Source organism: Vibrio thalassae, assembly GCF_900089835.1.
Classification (GTDB): domain Bacteria; phylum Pseudomonadota; class Gammaproteobacteria; order Enterobacterales; family Vibrionaceae; genus Vibrio; species Vibrio thalassae.
Window position 1 is genome coordinate 39,722 of sequence record NZ_OANU01000028.1, and the last position, 19,895, is coordinate 59,616.

Below are 19,895 nucleotides of genomic sequence, written 5' to 3' on the forward strand. Positions count from 1 at the left end.
TTGAAGGATGATTCAGTCCGCTATACTGGTAGGATTTTTCATGGCGATCTGAAGCTCAAGTATTATGGAGATGGCAATGATCCTATATTTGCTGATGATCCGCTCAATTATGACATGACAATAATTGGCATCATGCTGAGAAGTCTATTTCAATTAGGCGATTCACACTGGTATGTCGGCCCGCAGTATAACTACATGCAAACTGAAATCACCTTCAACCAGTTTAATGACTTTTGGCCCGAGGCAGAAACGGTTAAGTCGGGTGGTATTGGGGTAGTGTTACATTACGATACTCGAGACGATAATTATTACCCAACGACAGGTTGGTATGCTCAACTAAGCTAGATGGATTACGGCGAAATGTGGGGTGGGGATGGCGATTACAATATCGGTAAGTTTGCCGCCAGTAATTATTGGAGCATTAAAGATAATCTAGTGCTAGCTTCGAAAGTTACTGTACAAACCAGTGGTGGAGATGTGCCTTTTGATGAGAAGCCTACTTTGCAAATGCGTGGTTTTAATCACGGGCGTTATCGTAACGACAATATACTTCAAGGGCAATTTGAGGGACGTTGGACATTTTTACCCCGCTTTGGCTTAGTGGCTTTTGTGGGGTTAGGAGAAACCGCAGAAGCAGAGCAGGACATTTTACGTCAGACCACAATTGTGACAAAGGGGGTTGGGGTCAGATGGCAACCATTAGAACAAAAGAAAATGAATATTCGTGTTGATGTGGTGCGAGGCCCAAAAGAGAGCGCACTGTATCTTTCTGTCGGAGAGGCTTTTTAGCAAAGTAAAAAGGGAAGCGAATGCTTCCCTTTTGTTGGTTGTTTTGGAGGTTATGCCGTCATTGGAACAAGAACCATGGTGCCAACAATCACAGTAATCAAACCCGCTAAAACAGGAACAGATGTGCGCTTTACTACCTCAAATGGAGAGATATTACCCATACCTGATGTCGCAACGATAACGCCAGAAACTGGAGATATGGTGCGTCCTAGGTTAGAAGCTTGAAGCATCGGTATGATTAGGAATGCTGGGTTTAGACCCATTTTTGCAGCTAAGGACGGGGCAAGTTCTACAAACGCGTAGAAAGGCGCATTGCCCGAACCTGTGGCGATTGCAGCTGCAACGGTAAGACCCGTTAAAATAAGCATCAAAGCGACACCGCCAGCCCCTGCTTTATCTGCAAGATGGAGGAGGTTATCGATAGCACCAATAGACATCAAACCTTGTGCGAATACCCCTGCAGCAACTAAGAGCATTACCACACCTTTGAAGGCATCAGCCATTCCTTGATAACAAGACTCTAGATCTTCCAGCGTTTTTTTACCGTTAAAGCGCTCAACAACAAAGTTGACTACAGCCCCTAAGAAAATTGAGCCAACAACAATGGTGTAGATATCAAGGCTAAGACCTGGAATTGTGCGGCCATTGAAGAGGAAAACACCAATAATCGGTAAGAAAGGTAGAACGCAATAGAATGCAGGTGCATCGACTTTTATTTCAGAGACATCCACTCGTTCCATCGGAGTATTGTCTTTGTTGTCAAGGTACTTATTCCAAAAGAATGCGGCAGCGGCCATAACGATAATGGCACAAATAGAGACTGGTAGTACGGTTTGTACTGCAAAAACATCTAAAGCTAGGCCCGATTTCTCTGCGGCGATAACGACATCACCAGAAGTAGGCGATAGAATGCTCGCGGCTGGAGATGCACAAACCGCGACAGCGGCTGGTCGCGAGATACCCATTGCCGTCATCATAGGGAACAGGGTAGCCATGAGGAGCACACCAAGACCCGTTGCAGAACTAACGGCTAGAGACATCAAACAAGCGACAATATAAGCGGCAACAAGCAGAATGTAAGGAGACTTAATAAAAGAAAGTGGTTTAGAGAACTGTTTGACGACAACGTTATTCGCGCCAATATGGGTCATGTAAGAGGCAAAGCCACAGAGCAACATAATCTGCATACCCAAGCCGCCACCTCGATACTGTAGCATGTACTTAACATACTCTAGTGAATCGGTAACGATATTACCCGTTGACGTTATCTTCGCAGGCAGCACGGTATGGCCTAAAATACCTGTTAATAGTAGTAGCGCAATACCAGCGGTAAGCAGAACGCCAGCTGGTCGATAACCATTTACAATAAAGTAGCCGACGGCGATTGTTACGACTAGACCAATTAATAGTTCTAACATAATTCTCCTTTGAAACTGTTAAATATCTAATACATCTATTTCAAAATATGTCAGAAACTGTACAGAATATTACATTGTGGCACGACAACTACATGACGATGTAATGATCTGAAACAAACAATTATTCCAATTGAAAATTATGAGTAATGTCGCTGTGTGTTAAATGTTTTTTGGCTGTTAATAATCAATTAATCCGATACCACAAAAGTATTACTTAGATCACGTTGGTGAATATTTGTTCGATAAGGAATGACATTCTTGCGATGAGTGCTATTTGGGATAAATATTGCCTTTTAACGGTTATTTTTACTACTTATATAGAACGCAGTATGGCTAGAAAGTTGTGGTATCAATGTCGAACGGTGATAGGTTAATTGACTGCTCTCTATTGCAATTTCTTTGATTAACGACAGAATAATTACACCGCCTGTTTGAGAGTTTCGTTATGTATCACTCGTCTATTAATCTCCTAGATGTTCGCGCGTTCGTCTTAGTGGCTAATCTTGGGAATTTTACTAAAGCTGCAGAGGCATTGGATGTGTCGAGATCCCATGTGTCTAGGCAAATACAATCCTTAGAAAAGCAAATGGGGGTGAGTCTACTTATAAGAACTACTCGAACAATGAAGTTAACAGAGGCAGGAAAAGCGTTGTTAAGCTCATGTGATGTTGCGTTGCAATCGATAGACCAAGCCGTCTATGCTGCTATCGATGATGTTGAAGAAGTTCGAGGCAGTATCAAGATAAACTGTGTTGGTGGTTATATAGGCGAAGAGTTGGTGGCAAACTACTTGGCGCAGTTCTTGCTGAAATATCCAGAGGTGCATGTTGAGCTTGATTTTTCCAGTCATCGCGTTGATTTGCTGGAAGATGAGTTCGACTTAGCCATTCGTATGGGGGAGCTCCCCGATTCAAACTACATAGCGAGGCATCTCACTGATATTGAGATGCAGACACTTGCAAGTCCTGATTATCTCGAACAACAACCAAAGCTCACTCACCCTAGGGAATTGAAGCAACATAAATGCATTACCGGTTCGGTGACTAAATGGCGATTTGTAAATAGAACCAGTCAAGAAGTGTTCGAAACTTCTATTAACGGAGCGCTAAAGTGTAAAAATGGGCGGGTATTAATAAATGCGGCTAAATGTGGCTTAGGCTTAATTCGCGTGCCGACGTTATATTGTGAGCAGGAGTTACAATTAGGAATTCTAAAACCCGTCTTTGAAGAGTGGGGAATCGAATTAGTGCCACTTTCAGTTATCTACCACAGGGATAAGTACCAGCCGCGCAAGATCAGGGAGTGTATTCAACATCTGATTGCCTGCTTTAGCGCTTAATGTTTGTAATCTAGATTTAGTATCGTTATCTTGTTCAATAGAGTGCATAGCCTTATGGTGCATGTCAGAGAGTAGAACCAGTTGTGCAATTAATAGATAAAATAAACGCGATATTGATTAAAGACATAGAGCAACCTAGAGAGTTTGATTTTGATGCTCTAAGTAAAAAACTTGCTGAAGTAACGGATATTATTGGCTTCGAACATTTCCTTTTTGCCGTGTCTGTTCCGGTCACAGTTATGAGAGCAGAAAATGTCGTGTTGACAAACCAACCTTTGGCTTGGCGACAATTTTATGAAGATAATGAAGTCATGTATTTTGACCAAGTTGTACTGCATTGCCGAAATAGTATGTTGCCACTTCAATGGCAATCGTTGTTAGCGAATGAGATCCCCGATGACAAAAACGTGATAAAGCTAGCTTCGGATTTTGGTCTAGGTGATGGTATAACGATTCCTTTAAGAGCTAACCATGGATGTTTGGGGCTGATTAGCTTTTCAAATAGAAAAGGCGCTAAGAAAATAAGTCATGAGTCTACTATTCTATCTACTTATGTGAGCAGTTTAGTCGCGGACTATATCAACGATATTAGGAATCACGTATGTGAGAAACAATTTGGACAAGTCAAATCAAGCTTAACCCTTAGAGAGCAAATATGCTTAGCGTGGGTCGCAGAGGGCAAAAGCTCTTGGGAAGTCGCTCAGATCATAGGTTGCTCAGAACGTACCGTGAATTTTCATATTCAGAATGCGAGCGAAAAACTCAACGCCTTCTCTCGCACTCAAGCTGTTTCCAAAGCTTTATTAACTGGCTCTATCGAGCCTATGTTGGTTTATGGAAGTGTTGGTAAACCAGTTCCGTAAGGCTTCATTAATAGGTACGCGTAACGCCACACTTTTGGTGTGCTCCAACATTCTAATTTTCCCATCTCCAATTCGTTGGTTTGGGATACCAACGTGACGCATGATCCTTTCTATTCCCGTCGTTGTTGGTGTTATAAAGTCGCTATAACCCTTCTCAAAGCCGTATTGAACAACGAGATAGAACAACAGTTCAGTAAAGTTAATATGGGGTGCCTGCTTAGACACTTTTCGGTCTACGGCAAATCGAGAGAGCTCAATAGTCTGGTGGCTATCAAAGCTCTCTCCCTGAAGCAATTCGGGGAAGGTATGCTTTAACATATAGGGCGTATCGGCATGCAGAAGCCTCCAGCATGCGACTACTCTATTTTGATATTCAATCACAATGAACGTCGCATCGGGGCGGTCATATTCATCAATATCTAATTGGTTCTCAGTATTTAATGACCAGCCTAGCCTGCGAACGAATACATCATATCTCAATGTGTGCATTTCATATTTTTGTTTTTCAGATAGCTCGGCATATTTTCGGATATAGACAACAGGTTCCATGGGATTTCCTCCTATACAGTTTCATGCATAGGTTAGCCCCGCAAGTTTTATAGAATAACTGACAGTTTAGTCAGCTTGAACATTTAAAAAATCCAAAAAAGTCAACCTGTCAGTTTCTGCAGTATCTTATTTTGAATACAAGCGTATAACAGTGACTAGATCCTGTGAACCCCACTAACAACGTTTGAACAATCGATTCAGCAGAGAATATAGAATGACCCTAAGGCTAGGTGGCTTAAGGGGTTGCAGGGTCTTTCTTTTTACGTCGGTCGTTGTCCACGAACCGTTGTCTCTCTCCCTACACCTGGCCTAACTTCATCAATTTGTATTGATAATGGTTGCGCCATCAGTGATAATTATGCGCTATTTATGTTCACTACGCGTAGCGAAATCTAGATGCAAAAGCTGACAAAGAAATACGCCCTGTTATTACTTAAATCGGCATTGGTTTCGTCTGTGATTTACGGTTTTGCGGTTTTCCAATCGCTAGACAAGCTTGTCAAAAACGAAGTCGCTCAATTTCATCTCGTCACTAAGTCCATCCAAGACTACAAATCGACGGTCTACATATTAGGGTTTCTTTTCGAAGCTCAAATCGCAGCGAATAAAAGCACACAAGTCGGCTACCCTCTTTTTGACAAGGGGCGTGTATATTTGCTCAATCCCGGCGAGTTACTGGCCCACAATGAGCGGGTTGTGATTATGACGGCGCAGAAGATGTTTTATAGCATGCCTGAACTGGCGCTAGCGAAAGAATACCTATTGTATTACCGATCATATGAAGGGATGAAGATCCTCGCGAGTCATGCGTTTGGTGGCGTCAACCTCGATGTTACTGAAGTTTTTTCGCAAAAAGTCTGTGTGGAATCATTTAAGTGTTCTAAGTATGCGTCTCAAGAAGACCTGGATAACCGAATCGTTGTCTCTGATATCTATCGTGACAATGTGACTAATAAAGCGGTGATCACCATCTCTAGTCCTGTTTATGATGGCTCGAGGATGGTTGGGGATCTCAATGCAGATGTTTATTTGGATAAGTTTCCATTTTTGTCAAATAAACAATATGTTAGTCGTAGGACTGAAGCTGGTCGAGAGATCATTATTGAAGACAGGCGTTATCCATTTGCTCACTCAGCTCATTCGCAGAGGACAGATGTCGATACCGGGTTAACCATAGTCTATAAAATACCTTACAGCAAGATAGTGGTGGATTCTCTTTGGGTCTATCTTGCGATGGTGGTGGTATTTCTCTATGTTTTGATCCGCTTGGATGAGCTTAAAGTTAAAAAAGAAAAACTCAAAGTGGCTGAATTGGCGGTTAAGTTGGATGAGTTGACGGGACTTTATAACCGAGCAATTTTACGAGACAGTGGCGTCAAGTATGCGGTTGAGAAAAAGGGCTTAGCGGTTATTGCCATCGATGGCGATCGGTTGAAATCAATTAATGATAACTACGGACATCATGCTGGTGATGAAGCAATTGTCTATATTGCTCAATGTATGCGTAAGTGCTTTCGAGAAAGTGATTATCTAATACGCAGTGGCGGTGATGAGTTTCTTGCGTTGCTACCCGGTTGCGGATTACAAACCGCAGAACGATTGGCGGTAAAGTTGAGTCATATTGTACGTTCAAAAACATTTGGGCTGAAAGAATCGAGACTGGGCATCAGTTATGGCGTCGCTGTGGTTCTAGATAACGAATCACTTTCGTCAGCAATCAAGCGTGCAGATGCTGCCTTGTATCAGGTTAAACGAAATAAATCCCAGCCGGTGAATAGAGTGGTATAGGTAGAGTAATGCACAAAGAACATGACTATAATTTATTGAAAGTTTTAGTTTTAATATATCAATATCGTAGTTTAACCACAGTGGCTACCGTATTAGGAAAAACAGAAAGTGCGATTAGTAAGCACTTATCAAAACTGAGAGAGCAATTGGGCGACCCACTGTTTGTTCGATCGTCTATAGGCCTTGAGCCTACGCATTATTTAGAGCGAATTATTCCCGGTATTGAAAGTGGACTGCGTTCTGTTGAACAAGCGTTAAAACGTGGAGAGGCTTTTGATGAAAAACTCTACGAGAAGCCAGTTGTTGTCGCACTGGATAATTTGTCGGTAGAGTGTTTTGGTAGCGAATTGCTTATCGCTCTCAAGTCTGTGTTTTGCCGTTCCAGAGTAGAGTTAAGAACTTGGCGTACGGATACTTACCAATCCATAATCGAAGGCAAGACGGACATTGGCATCCAATTTTTCAATGAGGACTGTTCAAAAGCCATTTATCAGAGTAGCCTAATCAATGTGGAAATTGGTGCGCTTGTCGCAAACGAAAGTCCTATTAACAGTTGGGAGCAAGTATTCGAAAACCCATGCGTATTTTTTGAAATTCGTGGCTGGAATGAAACGAATCATAGGCTTATTAGACAAATGGCGAAATACAATTTGTCATTTGACTATCAAGTTAAGTTAGATAACTTGGGCGTTGCCTTGTCTATGATTAAAAAAGAGAATTACTCGGTTGTCTTTTCAAAGCACTTAGTACCAGAACATGGTTTTAGATTTGTGCCATTTCCAGACTATATGCAAACGTTTACGCCTGTTGTGACATGTATTAAACAGAGTAATAGACAGAATCCTTTGCATCGAAAACTGCACGAGATCATCAAAAGCGTTGTGGATAGAAAAGGAGAGGGGTAGTCCTCTCCTTATTGATAAGTTTAGCTCACCAAAGCGGTTTTTTTGTTCTCATGAACATCGTGCGAATTGATCAATTCGACAATGGAGTTGGCTTCGTATTTATCGAGAATTCGTGACTTATAAGTACTGATAGTTTTGGCACTTAACGATAGGAATTCTGAGATTTGTTTGTTGGTGTAGCCTTTCTTTAGGTAGTTGAATACCACCGTTTCTCTTTGAGAAAGCACGATATTTCTACTTCTCTCTTTGTAGTCTGTCTTAAAGAGGTTGTAGCCGCGCATCACACCACTGATGGCGTCGCGTATCAGTGGGCTGTCTTCTGACTTACTAATGTATCCGTTAACGCCTAGTTTATAAGCTGTCTCAGAGTAAACAGGGTAACCGTAACTTGACACAAAGATAGCTTTACCATCATAACCACAAGCATAAGCTCGACGCATGAACTCAAATCCATCCGCTTCCGCAAGGTTAACATCTAGAATAATCAGTTCGATATTGCCGTTTTTTACGAGGTTCAAAGCTGTTTGAATATTGCCTGTCTGATGAACCAAATCGATATCATCAATACTAGACACGATCTGAGCTAGTGCTTCCCTAACTAGCGGGTAGTTATCAACGATGAGGCAGTCTTTCGTGTTTGGATAGAACATTCACTTTACCTTGCTATACAAATGATTGGCGAAATGGGAATCGGAAAGGACCGCTATCATTTGTCATTTAAGTATAAACGTTAAGATTCATTTTTAGTGTCGAATTAACGAAGTGTGAAAGTATAGAAAACAATGCCGTGAAAGTGTGGAATGACAAAAATTCCAGTTTGGAATAATGTTAGAATTATGGATTTTTCTAATAAAAACAATTGATAACCTTCAGATATGAACTGGTTTTTATCGATAGGAAAAAAAGTTAAAGTTGAACATTGGCAGTTGTTACATTCTTTTTGCGATAACGCAAAACCAGTGGTAACGCACATAGCATGTATTTTTATATACTAATCAATGGCTTACTAAGGTTTTGGTTTATAGTTGTTTTTTGTAAAATAATTACAAAAAAGTGTGATGTAAATCTTGTTTTTAGTTGTTTAACGTATATAATCACGCCTCAAGTAATTTAATTACATATTCTTGCCGGAGAAAATATATGGGTTATGAACTAGGTGCAGTATACATTGGTCAAGTTGCCGCTAAGAAAATGATCGAAGAAATGCTATACGGTAAACCGCAGCCTAAAAAAGTGTCTTTCATCAAGCGAATGATGAAAAAACTAGCGAAATAATAGATTGTTTACAAAAAGCCCGCGACCAAGTCGCGGGCTTTTTGATATTTGGCGTGTTGTAGATAATTAAGAGAAGTGCTTGTCTCCGAATTCCAAAACATTATCAGGTGAATCATCCAAATCACGGCGGCTTAGCCACTTTTCTAGATTATCGGCACCGCCAATGTATTCTCCTTCGAGCCATATCTGAGGTACGGTTACTGGCGTTTTTAGACCGATGTGTGCTTTCACCTCGGGGATCATTCTATACAAAGCGGCACTGTCTTTTACCACGTCTGCATAGGTGTATAGGATACCAGCATCATCGAGCATTTTTTTTGCTTTGACACAGTAGGGACAGGTTGCCTTACCGTAGACAATATTTCCTGACAATGTGTCACGTTTGGTCCACTCTTGGATGACAGATTGTACCAAGACACCTCGGTTTAAGGCTTCACCTTGACTGATAACTTTACCTTCAACCATCAAAATCGGAGCATGCCAAACTCCTTTCTGTAACGGTTCCCACCAATGTGACAACCAATCTTTGACTTCCAATTCAATGGGGATACCGTTCAACTCATTAGCGAAGGTATCATTGAGAATATCTTTGGTCAGTGTACATTCGCCACAAGGAATGTTGACTTTAAATGGTCCCCAGCTTCCAGCCCAGCGATAAAGGGTGATTTTGATAGGTTCTGCCATTGTGTTTGCCTCTTTAAGATTCCGTTTAACAATAAGAACCGCTAACTCAGACTTTTATTTCAAGGTCGGCATACTTTTTCGCTTTCTTGTTTCCCACTGTGTAATAAACGCCACCGAAGCTATTATTATAGCTGCTCCTAACCATAACCGTCCTGGAGGAGCCCATCCAAAAACGAGCCAACCTGCGAGTACGTTCATAGGAAGTTTTGCATGATCGAACGGCTGAACAAACGATGCGTCAGCAACCGCATATGCTTTGACTATTGCCCATTGAGCTAACGCCGTTAAGGATCCCGCTATGATCAAGAAAACCCAAACTATCCCAGAAGAGGGAACAGACCACTCGGGTAATGCCAAGAAAAGGTTAAATGGCGTAATTAGCAACAGTAGGTAGACGACCATCGTTGAGGGAGAATCGTCCGCGGACAACTTTTTCACCATAAGTGAATAACAAGCCCAGAAAAAGGCGGCACCGACAGGAAGCAATGATGCCCAGTTAAAATTATCAGACCAAGGTTCCAAGATAATCATTGCGCCGACAAAGCCACAGAGAGTGGCAAACCAGCGAGCGGGACCTACGTTCTCTTTAAGTAGCAATCCAGAGCCTAATGTGGCGAAAAGAGGGGAAGTCATTAGCAATGCGATACCCTGCCAGATTGGGACTGGGTAGGCGAGCGCCCACATCCAAAGCTGGATACCGATCACTGATAGGAAAACACGGAATAAGTGTGCAGGAAAATTTGATGTTCGTAGTGACCGTCGAAAACCCAGAGTTCTTAAGTAAGGAATAATAACGACAAAAGCGATGGCGTATTGAATCAGTGCCACCATGGTCGAAGACATTCCATGGTTAATACTGACGATTTGGGCAATATTGTTGACGAGAGCGAAGGAAGCGCCTGCTGCTAGCATCGATGCTGCGCCCTGAATAGGGTGGTGTTGTAAGCTCATAATTGACTTCTTTATTTTTTCTCAATATTACTACGAATTTTATCAAGCACCAAATAGGCCAATAGAGTATTTAATTCTGCCGCAGATCAAGTATTGGTTCGAGTGTTTAAATGTTATCCTATGGAGTGTTGATTTTTTATGCCAAATAAAGCATATTTATGCCAAATTTTATGCTTGGCTATTACATAATTATGAACACTCATACTAAAGAGCATGCGCATGTTGCTGATGGCACGAAAACATGGCAAATGCCGGATACGCTTATTTTGATTTTTATTGTCGGTATTCTTGCGACAATCATGACTTACTTCATTCCTGCCGGACACTTTGATAGTCAACAAGTGACTTATTTGGTGGATGGTGCAGAGAAATCACGTACGGTTATCGACCCGCATTCATTTCAATATGCGACAGATGAAAATGGCGACCTGGTGTACCAATCGGTAGGACTGTTTGCATCTGGTGGTGGCATTGGGTTAATGAACTTTGCGTTTGAAGGCCTGGTTTCTGGTTCTAAGTGGGGCTCAGCCATCGGCGTAATCATGTTTATGCTGGTGATTGGCGGTGCGTTCGGTATTGTAATGCGCACTGGCACTATTGATAACGGTATCCTGCGCTTGATTGATAAAACAAAGGGAAGCGAAGCACTCTTTATTCCTGTTCTTTTTGCTTTGTTTTCTTTGGGTGGCGCGGTGTTCGGCATGGGAGAGGAAGCGGTAGCTTTCGCTATCATTATTGCCCCTCTGATGGTTAGGCTTGGCTATGATGGTATTACCACCGTCATGGTGACCTATGTCGCAACGCAAATAGGCTTTGCGACATCGTGGATGAACCCATTTTCAGTCGCCGTCGCTCAGGGTATTGCTGGTATTCCCGTTCTATCCGGTATGACGATGAGAATCGTTATGTGGCTCGCATTTACCATAGTTGGTATTGTCTTTACTATGGTCTACGCATCACGAATTAAAGCTACCCCTGAGTTATCCCATAGTTACAGGACAGATATCTTTTTTAGAAAGCAAACCGATACGGTACAAGAATCCCGTTGGAATCTTGGTGATACGCTAGTCCTAACGACAGTGGTAGCAACAACGATTTGGGTTGTGTGGGGCGTGGTGGCTCATGCATGGTACATCCCTGAAATTGCCTCGCAGTTTTTTACCATGGGCTTTGTAGCAGGTCTAATTGGCGTCATATTCCGCTTAAATGGCATGACACTCAACGATATGGCCGATGCGTTTAAAGAAGGGGCTGGCATCATGTTAGCGCCAGCACTTTTAGTCGGTTGCGCGAAAGGGGTATTACTTATTCTCGGTGGTGGCACTACAGATGAATCTAGCGTACTGAACTCAATCTTAAACAGTGCTGGTGGAATGATCAGTGGGTTACCTGACGTGGCGGCTGCTTGGCTAATGTACGTTTTCCAGTCCATCTTTAACTTCTTTGTTACTTCTGGCTCAGGGCAAGCCGCATTAACGATGCCACTATTAGCGCCGTTAGCGGATATTGCAGGCGTTACTCGTCAAGTTGCGGTTCTAGCTTTCCAACTTGGCGACGGGTTTACTAACGTTATCGTACCTACCTCAGCTTCGTTGATGGCGACTTTAGGTGTTTGTCGTATCGACTGGGGAGACTGGGCAAGGTTCTGCTGGCGTTTTATTTTACTCTTGTTTGTATTGGCAAGTTGTGTGGTCGTGGGAGCACACTTAATGGGATTTGCCTAAATTCCAGCATTGATTTACTGTGATTAAGCGGGCAAAAGCCCGCTTTTTAATTTGTCCAAAGAGAAACCAAATACGTGTTTGAGTCAGAAAATTATCCAATTATCCATTCACTAGATGTAGACACTCTAGCGTCAGGTCAACACCATTTCTGGTTTAGCGCCGCCACTAATGCTATGGGTATGGCTATCCAGCTCCCTGTGGTAGTCATTAAAGCTGAAGCTCCTGGTCCCAAAGTAATGATTACCGCTGGCGTACATGGCGACGAACTGAATGGAGTACTCACTTCCCACGAATTGGTAAGGCGTTTACCTGAAAAACTGACAGCGGGAACCGTGACCATAGTGCCTTCGATCAACCCTTCTGGTGTGTTGCGTCATAGTCGAGACTTTCATTCGTCTGATCCCGATTCGTCTTCCGCTAACTTGAATCGATTCTTCCCTGGCAATGCCGAGGGTGATGCTGCTAATCGCTATCTTCACACGATATGGACTCAATTACTTAAGCGAAATGCAGATATTGCTATCGATCTTCATACACAAACTCAAGGGGCGACGTATCCTTTGTATGTGTTTGCCGACTTTAGATTGAAACAATCGCTGTTGATGGCTCGTTTAATAGAACCTGATGTCATCCTTAATGACCCTGGCGACAGCGGTGTACTAGAAACGGTGTGGAACAATTCTGGCGTACCCTGTATCACTGTAGAAGTGGGGATGGGGAAAATTACTCAGCCTGAACTGATTCAAAGAACGGTGGAGGGGGTTCAAAGGATTCTTACACAACAGGGTGTGGTAAAAGGTGAAATGCCCAAAGTCGTTAAGTGCGACATTGAAGGTGAGGAGATTATCAGTGTAAGGGCAACCCAAGGCGGGTTTGTTATCCCTACAGTCAATCTTCTAGAGCGTGTCAATCAAGGACAACTACTGGCAAAACAATATGATAGTTTTGGCCGCTTTATGTGTGACTATTGTGCCCCAAAAGCTGCAACCGTCTTGAGTTATAACGTTGATAGCTTGAGGGAACCGGGAGGGTTGGTGGTTCGTTTAATTCGCTAAAGGGTTAAAAAAGGGCGTATTAACGCCCTTAAAAGATCGTGAGTGAGTTTAGAAGTCGTAACGAAGACCTAGACGGAGTGAGTTGTCGGCATCTTTCAACATATTGTACTTATAGCTGAGATACGATTGGATTGAGCTGTTGAAATAGTATTTGCCAGTCAACTCTACATAGTTATTGAATTCTTCATCTGAAGAGTTAGTAGGAGATTCATCAGCTTGCTGCTTACCATATGCCGCCTGAGCCACGAAACCGCGATCAAACTTGTACTGGCCTGCGAATTCGTAACCAGTGAAGTTTACATCTCCAGTAGACACTTTAATCTTACCTTGAGTATAGGTACCTGCTACATAAAATTGCCCAACAGTGTAATTTAAACCACCCATAAACTGACTTGTTTCAGCTGCAGGTGCAAATAACCATTGGTCACCTGCGGCATAGCCTAAACCAATACCAAGGCCCATAGGTAACGTGTAAATACCTGATAGGCCGTAACTATTTTGGTCTTTCTGGCTACTTAAAATAGCATTCGCTTTTAGTGACAGGGCATCGCCAGCAAACATACCAGCATATACGATGTTATTGTTGATTTGCTCGTTACCAGCATCGATAAAGCTTTTTTGCGCGCCCGTATATGTCCCGATATCAGACATTTGTGATAGCTGTACAAGGGCGGTATCTTGGCGACCAAAGGAAACTGCACCAAAATTACCAGAGAGTCCCGCATACAAGTAACGTTGCGTAAAGGAAGTATTGGGATCATTATCGCCAGACGAAATGACCGCTTGCTCTGCTTCATAGAAGCCGAAGCCCGACAGTTCGTTGGTTATTTGAGTATTTCCCCCTACGTTGACACGAAAGCGAGACTTATTATCCATAGAGCCTTCGAGTTCTGCTCCCGATGACTCCCCTAAAAAGTCACCACGAAATTCAACACGACCACCAATATTAAGTGAAGTGCCATCTGAACTATAGACCTCTGCTGCAAGTGCTGAACCAGAGACGAGTGTTGTTGTAATCGCCGTAGCGATGGCTGCCATTTTCATAATTCTATCCTTTGATTATTATTAACCACTGCAATGTTTCCACTGCGAGACCATTGATGCCTTATGACATAATTGATCTAAGGCAAGGATAGAACGCCTTTCTGAGCCTGCCCTTTAAAATGCCTAATAGTTCCCTTCCTATTACTCTTTTGTGATCTATCGCTCATTAATAACGTGCTTCATTGGCTGTTATGTAACTTATCTCTGATCTACAGGGCTTGTTGGTTTGGACATTTGCCGGAAATGGGGGCGTTTGTTGAGAAATATGATGTGTTTTATCTACCTATTTCTGTGAAGTATGTCTTGTAAGTTGTTGAATTCTACGTGCTTCATTGTGTGATAAGTGACCAATAAGTGTTTAAAAATGTGAATTTAATCACTCAAAAAAGCCAAAAAACATCAAAAACCCTCATCTGAATAATGGTTTTATAATAGTTTATGTTTTTTATTCTTATTTTTAAGTGTTTGATAAAAGGTGGTTTATTTAAATAGAAAACGGTGTTTTTAATCTTTTACGTCTTTTTATGAAACCTTTGGGAACTTTAGGGGTAGAGTGATTCCCGTCATGTTAATCCAGCGTTACATCAAGACGGGTTACATGCATGGGTGTTATGTCTGTGTGCGTAACAGCTTTATGTGCGTTATGTCACTCACTGGAGTGACTCATAAAACTTGAAATATGGAAATCCCAATGAACAAAAAATTTATTGCATTAGCAGTTGCTGCTGCGGCTTTCGGTACATCTGCACAAGCATTTGAACTTTATAACAAAGACGGTTCTACTTTCTCTATCGGCGGTCACGCAACAGTTGGTGTTGCTGGTGGCGAATCTGAGCACTTTGCAGTCGAAGAGAAATCTCCACGTATTAACATGGAAGCAACTCAAGACCTAGGTAACGGTTTTACTGCTGATGTTAAAGCTGAGTGGGCAATGAACATGCTAAACGGTGGTGATAACACATTCACGACTCGTCTAGGTTACATCGGTGTTTCTCATGATGAATATGGTCGTCTAGCAGCTGGTACTCAGTGGTCTCCATACTATGCTGCTGCGGGCGTTGCTGACCTTCCAATCGCTTTTGCTAACGATTTCCTTTATGACAACCACGGTGCGTTCGGTACTGGCCGTGCTAACAGCATGGTTGCTTACACCAATGGTTTTGATTTTGGTAACGCTGGTGCATTTAACTTCGGTCTAGGATGGCAGGGGGATTCAAAAGCTACTTTAAGAGAAGATTTTGATGCTGACGGCAACTCTTTTGACAAAGAAACTGTAAATGTTGAAGACCGCTTCCAGGTAGCTCTAGGCTATGAAATTGTTGGCCTAGGTCTAAACTACGCATACACTGGCGGTGATATCACAGACGGTGCTATTAAAGAGAAAGCTCAATCTCACGTAGTTTCTGCTAACTATGGTACATACGGCAAAGGTCTGTATGTAGCCGGTGTATATGCTGATAACAAATACATGAACTTTGCAACAGTCGCTACTGGAAATACCTCTTCTAAAGGTCTTCTGGAAGACAGCAAAGCGTATGAAGCAATCCTAGCTTACGGTTTATCAAACAGCTTAAACCTGAGTGTTAACTATGAGCAGGTTCAAGATAGCAAAGCAAGTGATACGGTATACTCAACTTCTGCTATCCAAGCTGAATATGACATTAACCCACGCGTACGTGCTTTCGTAGCTTACCAGTTCGACCTTCAAGGTACTGGTGAATACAAAAAAGCGAAAGACAACCAATACGCAGCTGGCGTACGTTTCTTCCTATAATAGAAAGTTAACGACTTAAATTTGAAAACCTGCTCACTAGAGCAGGTTTTTTTGTAATTAATTTATTGACGGTATATAACATTTTCGCACTATTTTCAGCAAAAATGAGTTGAAGGTAAAAATAAAAAATAAAATATCCATAGCTATCCAAGTTTATAATTTAAATTCCTTTAACTTTATGATTTCATAAATAAATTATAGCTATAATAGTCCCTTCTAAAACTTCACTTCATTTCACATCACTTCTGGGAACTCTCTCTTTAAAGTATCTCCATATTACAAGTTTCATGTTTTTAACGAATTGCGCATAAGTGTTACGCACAACATAGTGAGCAATACAGTATTAACACCCGAGTACTTTCTGTTTTGTAACGCAAGCAAAAGTACCTAACTGTCATGTATGGAAATCATAATGAACAAAACACTACTTGCTCTAGCAGTGACTTCAGCAGCTATCGGCACTCAAGCTAACGCATTAGAAATCTACAATAAAGAAGGCACACAGATGTCAATCGGTGGTCACGCTACAATCGGTCTGACTAGTGCGCACGCTAATAAAGACGCTCGCGTTGAAGAGAAGTCACCACGTATTAACCTAGAAGTAATCCAAGATATTGGTAACGGGTTTAAAGCCGACTTCAAGGGTGAGTGGGCAATGAATATGCTAGAAGGTGGTAAAAACACATTTACAACTCGTCTAGGTTATATTGGGCTAGGGCATGAAACATATGGTCGAATTGCTGCTGGTACCCAGTGGTCACCATACTATATCGCCGCTGGCGTAGTTGATACACCCATTGGTTGGTCAAACGACTTCCTTTACGACAACCAAGGCTTATTTGGTACCGCGCGTGCAGATAAACTAGCGGCCTACTATAACACTATTGATTTTGACGATGCCGGTGCACTAACCATTGGTGCGGGCTGGCAGGGAGCAAACTCAGTGATGGATCCGAAGGATTCCACGAAGACATGGTTGAGCTCTACCAACCGTGGCCAAATTGCAGCTGGTTACACCATCGCTGGCTTCAATGTGAACTATGCATTTAACAGTGGTCACGTGACTGACCATCAACAAGGCAATACCAAGGTTGCTGATTCTCACGTGGTTTCAGGTAAATACGGTAACTTTGGTTCAGGGTTATACATTGCGGCAACGTTGGCAAGTAACAAGAATATGAACTCGTTTGATAGCAAGCTCATTGATCAAACGGAGGCGTTCGACTCTATTCTTGCTTATGGTTTAGATATGGGCTTGAACCTGATTCTTAAGCATGAAGAAATGCAAGATACTAAAAATAACCTGCGCGTTAAATCTGGTACATCGATTCAAGCAGAATACACACTGTCCCCACGCCTAAGAGCTTACACTGGCTATAACTTTGATAATCAGGGCGAAACAGGCACGGTTGACTACCGTAAGCGCAAAGACAACCAGTTCATTATCGGTACTCGTTTCTACTTATAATGCGTTGACAGCCTAAAAGTTAAAAAGCACTTCCTTGATAAAGAAGTGCTTTTTGTCGTTTCCGCAACACCTTAAAGGTGTGCAAGCGATGTCTCAGACTTCGGCTGCTCGCTCTTTGCTTTCGCAATCAGCTTCAAGATGGTTTTATCATCCCATGTAATATCGGTATGGTGTCCTAATATTGCTTTAGTCATTTTGTCTAGTTCACATTGTAATGCTATGTCGTCTTCGTTTGACAACCAGACAGTAGGCCTCCAACGTTTATATGCTATTTGAGCTGCAATGGTATTTTTACTGTTGATCGCGTTAATCAAGTTTTGTTTTGGCGTTTGATCCGCTCCCGCCTTAACCGATAACTTAGCTTGGTCAGACAAATTGGAACGACGACTGCGATACCACATTACACTTGTCACTGCCCACAAAGCCGCAAATACAGCCGCAATAAATGGCCACATACCAGGGTCTTTCACAATCTTTGCGGTGGTGGTTGTATTTGAAGCTGTTGGTGAAGCAGATGGTTCGGGATTTAGTGTCTCACTTGCCGCTACAGTAACATTCAAGCCTTCTAATGTTGTTTCGGCAGCTTTCTTGTTGGCTGAATCCCACCAATTCACACGAATCGCAGGCAAGGTAAAACTGCCACCGTGTTGAGCGATGAGCACTTGTTTGGTCGTCATGGTAACACTGCCGTCATCATTATCTTTGAACGACGGCTTTTCAGAATAGACGCGAAATGCTTTAGGGTTGTTGATGGTGATATTAGGTAGCTGTTCAGAGGTTAACCCGATAGCCGTCAGTTCAACGGTGCGCGTTAATGAATCGCCACTGTTGATGGAAACGGATGTTGAGTCGACAGTTTTACCATCGTCTAACTGCCACGTTTGTGATAGAGAGAGTTTTGACGTAGGTAACCAAGTTCCGGTATAGCCATCCGGAATAGGGTTTACTTTTAAATCAATCGTCGGTGAATTGGTATCTAATGTGAGGATTCTTGTTGTTCCATTTCGGTTATTCCCATAAAGAACGCCACCGGTAAGTGTTGGTGCCTTAATGACGAACTGACCACTATGAGTGGCGGTGACTCTGAATGACTGGTCGATGATCATCACTTCCATGCCATCAACCACTGCCTGATATTGCTTAGGCTCTCCTAGTGCTTGAATCTCTAATCCCGTTGCTTGAGGTGAGGTCAAGTTAGGGTTCTGAAGCAAACGCGGGTCGACTTTAACAATAATACGAGTGTCGAGTAACGCACTTTCTTTCGGATATAAATCGGACTTACTTAACTGGGTACGAACCTCAATCATGTCTTTGGTTGTCGGCGTCTGCTCATCGATCGTTACATTCAATGTGATAGGGGCGGTGGCAACTCCATCGACATCAAAACTAGGAATCACCAATTTGCCAATTTGTTGTGGGGCGATGGCCACTGTCCAAATACTGCTATCAGAGCGAGTGCCATTCAAGATATTGACGGAAGAGCTAAAATTCGGTCGACCAAGATAGAAATCTTTTGAAAGCTGACTGAAGTCCACCTCGTTACCGTCAAGCTTTTGGTCGGCAACGATCTTTAGTTGAATGACTTCATCCTTAGTGACTTGGGTCTTGTTCACGCTTGCCGTTACATTCAGTGCCCAGGATGGGAAGCTGGTCACAGCACTAACAATGACGAGTAGCGCTAAGGTAAATGATTTTATGTTCTTCATTGCGGTTACCAATTTTTCCCTGTTGAAGTAGGGGCTTCTTTATTTTTCGATTGCAGCAACATTTGTGCTCGTAGTAAATAACTAGGGTCACGTACGCTTTCAATTTGCTCAAGCTTTCTCAGATCAGGGTAGACATTTTGTTGGTTGGTTTCCTGAGCTTGTTGAGTTTGCGGATACTCAATAGGTGATTGTGACGGTTGGCCTTTGGATTCCGCACTTGAGTTTTTTTCCGCAGTCGCATTGTCATGCTCCTGGGATGGCTTTGACGACTGAGATTGAGCTTCTTTATTGCTATCGCCACGCTCTTGTTTCGTTTGATTCGACGACTGTTCAGAGTCTGACGAACTGTTTTTGTCAGCTGAATTATCTTTGTTGTCGTCGGATTTAGGTTGCGATTGTTGTTGACTTGCACCCGAACCAGCGTCAGCATTTTGTTGCTGTTGCTGTTGCTGTTGCTGTTGCTGTTGCTGTTGCTGTTGCTGTTGCTGTTGCTGTTGCTGTTGCTGTTGCTGTTGCTGTTGCTGTTGCTGTTGCTGTTGCTGTTGCTGTTGCTGTTGCTGTTG

Annotated in this window: 18 protein-coding genes and 1 pseudogene; 11 read left to right on the forward strand and 8 right to left on the reverse strand. The window is 42.5% G+C overall.

Annotated features, from left to right (window positions below):
* Entirely contained in the window at positions 1-345 is a 345-nt protein-coding gene (locus tag VTH8203_RS10735; RefSeq protein ID WP_096993675.1) for a hypothetical protein, read from the forward strand.
* Complete coding sequence (locus VTH8203_RS10740; protein ID WP_096993676.1) at positions 346-789, forward strand: BamA/TamA family outer membrane protein; 444 nt, start codon at positions 346-348, stop codon at positions 787-789.
* Between the two features lie 50 nt (positions 790-839).
* Here the strand turns inward: VTH8203_RS10740 and dcuC are convergent, their stop codons facing one another.
* Entirely contained in the window at positions 840-2,207 is a 1,368-nt protein-coding gene (gene dcuC, locus VTH8203_RS10745) for an anaerobic C4-dicarboxylate transporter DcuC (RefSeq protein WP_096993677.1), read from the reverse strand.
* Positions 2,208-2,652: 445 nt separating this feature from the next.
* Between dcuC and VTH8203_RS10750 the strand changes: the two genes are divergently transcribed.
* Entirely contained in the window at positions 2,653-3,546 is an 894-nt protein-coding gene (locus VTH8203_RS10750) for a LysR family transcriptional regulator (protein WP_096993678.1), read from the forward strand.
* Positions 3,547-3,629: 83 nt separating this feature from the next.
* Entirely contained in the window at positions 3,630-4,409 is a 780-nt protein-coding gene (locus VTH8203_RS10755) for a helix-turn-helix transcriptional regulator (RefSeq protein ID WP_096993679.1), read from the forward strand.
* Here the strand turns inward: VTH8203_RS10755 and VTH8203_RS10760 are convergent.
* On the reverse strand, positions 4,350-4,958 hold the full coding sequence (locus tag VTH8203_RS10760; protein ID WP_096993680.1) for an acyl-homoserine-lactone synthase: 609 nt from the start codon (positions 4,956-4,958) through the stop codon (positions 4,350-4,352). The two genes, VTH8203_RS10755 and VTH8203_RS10760, sit on opposite strands and share 60 nt — an antisense overlap.
* 396 nt (positions 4,959-5,354) lie before the next feature.
* Here VTH8203_RS10760 and VTH8203_RS10765 point away from each other — a divergent pair, with 396 nt between their 5' ends.
* Together VTH8203_RS10765 and VTH8203_RS10770 are read left to right on the forward strand one after the other, a co-directional pair.
* Positions 5,355-6,746, forward strand: a complete 1,392-nt coding sequence (locus tag VTH8203_RS10765) for a diguanylate cyclase domain-containing protein (RefSeq protein WP_096993681.1) — start codon at positions 5,355-5,357, stop codon at positions 6,744-6,746.
* Positions 6,747-6,754: 8 nt separating this feature from the next.
* Positions 6,755-7,651, forward strand: coding sequence for a LysR family transcriptional regulator (locus VTH8203_RS10770; RefSeq protein ID WP_096993682.1), 897 nt, complete (start codon positions 6,755-6,757; stop codon positions 7,649-7,651).
* A 20-nt stretch (positions 7,652-7,671) separates the two neighbouring features.
* Here the strand turns inward: VTH8203_RS10770 and VTH8203_RS10775 are convergent, their stop codons facing one another.
* Complete coding sequence (locus VTH8203_RS10775) at positions 7,672-8,301, reverse strand: response regulator transcription factor (RefSeq protein ID WP_096993683.1); 630 nt, start codon at positions 8,299-8,301, stop codon at positions 7,672-7,674.
* Positions 8,302-8,791: 490 nt separating this feature from the next.
* Here VTH8203_RS10775 and VTH8203_RS25355 point away from each other — a divergent pair, with 490 nt between their 5' ends.
* A complete protein-coding gene (locus VTH8203_RS25355) occupies positions 8,792-8,926 on the forward strand; it encodes a hypothetical protein (protein WP_096993684.1) in 135 nt (44 codons plus the stop codon).
* A 66-nt stretch (positions 8,927-8,992) separates the two neighbouring features.
* Here the strand turns inward: VTH8203_RS25355 and VTH8203_RS10785 are convergent, their stop codons facing one another.
* Both VTH8203_RS10785 and VTH8203_RS10790 read right to left on the reverse strand, forming a co-directional pair.
* Entirely contained in the window at positions 8,993-9,610 is a 618-nt protein-coding gene (locus VTH8203_RS10785; RefSeq protein WP_096993685.1) for a glutaredoxin domain-containing protein, read from the reverse strand.
* Positions 9,611-9,664: 54 nt separating this feature from the next.
* Entirely contained in the window at positions 9,665-10,561 is an 897-nt protein-coding gene (locus VTH8203_RS10790; protein ID WP_096993686.1) for a DMT family transporter, read from the reverse strand.
* A 248-nt stretch (positions 10,562-10,809) separates the two neighbouring features.
* On the opposite strand from VTH8203_RS10790, the gene yfcC reads away from it, so the two are divergent.
* Positions 10,810-12,285 (forward strand): putative basic amino acid antiporter YfcC, encoded by a 1,476-nt coding sequence (gene yfcC / locus VTH8203_RS10795; protein ID WP_208617740.1) that lies wholly within the window; start codon positions 10,810-10,812, stop codon positions 12,283-12,285.
* 74 nt (positions 12,286-12,359) lie between these two features.
* The gene (locus VTH8203_RS10800; RefSeq protein WP_096993687.1) at positions 12,360-13,340 is read left to right on the forward strand and encodes a succinylglutamate desuccinylase/aspartoacylase family protein; all 981 of its coding nucleotides are present in this window, start codon (positions 12,360-12,362) and stop codon (positions 13,338-13,340) included.
* Positions 13,341-13,388: 48 nt separating this feature from the next.
* Here the strand turns inward: VTH8203_RS10800 and VTH8203_RS10805 are convergent, their stop codons facing one another.
* Positions 13,389-14,384 (reverse strand): porin, encoded by a 996-nt coding sequence (locus tag VTH8203_RS10805; RefSeq protein WP_096993688.1) that lies wholly within the window; start codon positions 14,382-14,384, stop codon positions 13,389-13,391.
* A gap of 691 nt (positions 14,385-15,075) precedes the next feature.
* Between VTH8203_RS10805 and VTH8203_RS10810 the strand changes: the two genes are divergently transcribed.
* Both VTH8203_RS10810 and VTH8203_RS10815 read left to right on the forward strand, forming a co-directional pair.
* Positions 15,076-16,158: a porin gene (locus VTH8203_RS10810; RefSeq protein ID WP_096993689.1), complete on the forward strand. Its 1,083-nt coding sequence runs from the start codon at positions 15,076-15,078 to the stop codon at positions 16,156-16,158.
* 412 nt (positions 16,159-16,570) lie between these two features.
* Positions 16,571-17,626, forward strand: coding sequence for a porin (locus tag VTH8203_RS10815; RefSeq protein WP_096993690.1), 1,056 nt, complete (start codon positions 16,571-16,573; stop codon positions 17,624-17,626).
* Positions 17,627-17,697: 71 nt separating this feature from the next.
* Here the strand turns inward: VTH8203_RS10815 and VTH8203_RS10820 are convergent, their stop codons facing one another.
* Both VTH8203_RS10820 and VTH8203_RS24520 read right to left on the reverse strand, forming a co-directional pair.
* Positions 17,698-19,332 (reverse strand): BatD family protein, encoded by a 1,635-nt coding sequence (locus VTH8203_RS10820; RefSeq protein ID WP_096993691.1) that lies wholly within the window; start codon positions 19,330-19,332, stop codon positions 17,698-17,700.
* 5 nt (positions 19,333-19,337) lie between these two features.
* Positions 19,338-19,895 (reverse strand): annotated as a pseudogene (locus VTH8203_RS24520) (vWA domain-containing protein); the annotation flags it as partial.

What these genes read in the sequence shown, in the direction of transcription:
- VTH8203_RS10740 (WP_096993676.1), top strand. Translation starts at nt 346, where the DNA reads ATGGATTACGGCGAAATGTGGGGTGGGGATGGCGATTACAATATCGGT.
- dcuC (WP_096993677.1), bottom strand. Translation starts at nt 2,207, where the DNA reads ATGTTAGAACTATTAATTGGTCTAGTCGTAACAATCGCCGTCGGCTAC.
- VTH8203_RS10750 (WP_096993678.1), top strand. Translation starts at nt 2,653, where the DNA reads ATGTATCACTCGTCTATTAATCTCCTAGATGTTCGCGCGTTCGTCTTA.
- VTH8203_RS10760 (WP_096993680.1), bottom strand. Translation starts at nt 4,958, where the DNA reads ATGGAACCTGTTGTCTATATCCGAAAATATGCCGAGCTATCTGAAAAA.
- VTH8203_RS10765 (WP_096993681.1), top strand. Translation starts at nt 5,355, where the DNA reads ATGCAAAAGCTGACAAAGAAATACGCCCTGTTATTACTTAAATCGGCA.
- VTH8203_RS10770 (WP_096993682.1), top strand. Translation starts at nt 6,755, where the DNA reads ATGCACAAAGAACATGACTATAATTTATTGAAAGTTTTAGTTTTAATA.
- VTH8203_RS10775 (WP_096993683.1), bottom strand. Translation starts at nt 8,301, where the DNA reads ATGTTCTATCCAAACACGAAAGACTGCCTCATCGTTGATAACTACCCG.
- VTH8203_RS25355 (WP_096993684.1), top strand. Translation starts at nt 8,792, where the DNA reads ATGGGTTATGAACTAGGTGCAGTATACATTGGTCAAGTTGCCGCTAAG.
- VTH8203_RS10785 (WP_096993685.1), bottom strand. Translation starts at nt 9,610, where the DNA reads ATGGCAGAACCTATCAAAATCACCCTTTATCGCTGGGCTGGAAGCTGG.
- VTH8203_RS10790 (WP_096993686.1), bottom strand. Translation starts at nt 10,561, where the DNA reads ATGAGCTTACAACACCACCCTATTCAGGGCGCAGCATCGATGCTAGCA.
- yfcC (WP_208617740.1), top strand. Translation starts at nt 10,810, where the DNA reads ATGCCGGATACGCTTATTTTGATTTTTATTGTCGGTATTCTTGCGACA.
- VTH8203_RS10805 (WP_096993688.1), bottom strand. Translation starts at nt 14,384, where the DNA reads ATGAAAATGGCAGCCATCGCTACGGCGATTACAACAACACTCGTCTCT.
- VTH8203_RS10810 (WP_096993689.1), top strand. Translation starts at nt 15,076, where the DNA reads ATGAACAAAAAATTTATTGCATTAGCAGTTGCTGCTGCGGCTTTCGGT.
- VTH8203_RS10815 (WP_096993690.1), top strand. Translation starts at nt 16,571, where the DNA reads ATGAACAAAACACTACTTGCTCTAGCAGTGACTTCAGCAGCTATCGGC.
- VTH8203_RS10820 (WP_096993691.1), bottom strand. Translation starts at nt 19,332, where the DNA reads ATGAAGAACATAAAATCATTTACCTTAGCGCTACTCGTCATTGTTAGT.